Raw genomic sequence first — 686 nt, forward strand, 5'->3', positions numbered from 1 at the left:
TGTGTGCTCTATGAGTGCCTCACCGGCGCCACTCCCTATCCCGGTGACAGCATGGAGCAGCAGATCGCGGGTCACCTGGCCCTCGACCCCCCCAAACCGAGCAGCACCGACCCTGCCATCCCGGCCGGGTTCGACGAAGTCATCGCGGTCGGTATGGCCAAAACGCCCGACGAGCGCTATCAGAGCGCCCGCGATTTAGCCACCGCCGCCCGCCGGGCCCTCACCGAGGCATCCGCGCCGGCCCGCGTTCCCCACCCAGCGCCGAACCGGCTTGCCGAGCCGACCCGGCCCGCGCCCGGTCCCCCACCCCAGGCCGAGTCCGGACCGCACCAGCATCATCGAAAGTCAGCGACCGCACGACAAGTGATCCCACGCGACAAATTGGGTGTGCTGACCAAGATCGGCCAAGGAGGTCAGGGTGTCGTTTATGGCGCACCCAATGTCAAGACCAAGTTCGCTGAATCGATGGTCTACAAGGAATACAAACCGCAGACCCTGGCCGACATCGATTTCACCGCGTTAGCGGCTATGCCGGCCCTAGTCGAGGAATCGCTGTCGTACGCACAGGCCGAACGGCTGATCTCGTTTGCCGCTTGGCCCTGTGCGATCGTCGAAGAAAGCGGCAGGCCACGGGGTTTCGTGATGCCAGCCATCCCCGCTCAGTTTTTCATCGACCTGACCACCGT

General features: G+C 64.6%; 1 pseudogene. It reads left to right on the forward strand.

Annotation, left to right across the window (positions count from 1 at the left end):
* Positions 1 to 686: pseudogene (locus tag A5707_RS24030) on the forward strand (hypothetical protein); the annotation flags it as partial.

The organism is Mycobacterium kyorinense (assembly GCF_001672775.1).
GTDB lineage: Bacteria > Actinomycetota > Actinomycetes > Mycobacteriales > Mycobacteriaceae > Mycobacterium > Mycobacterium kyorinense_A.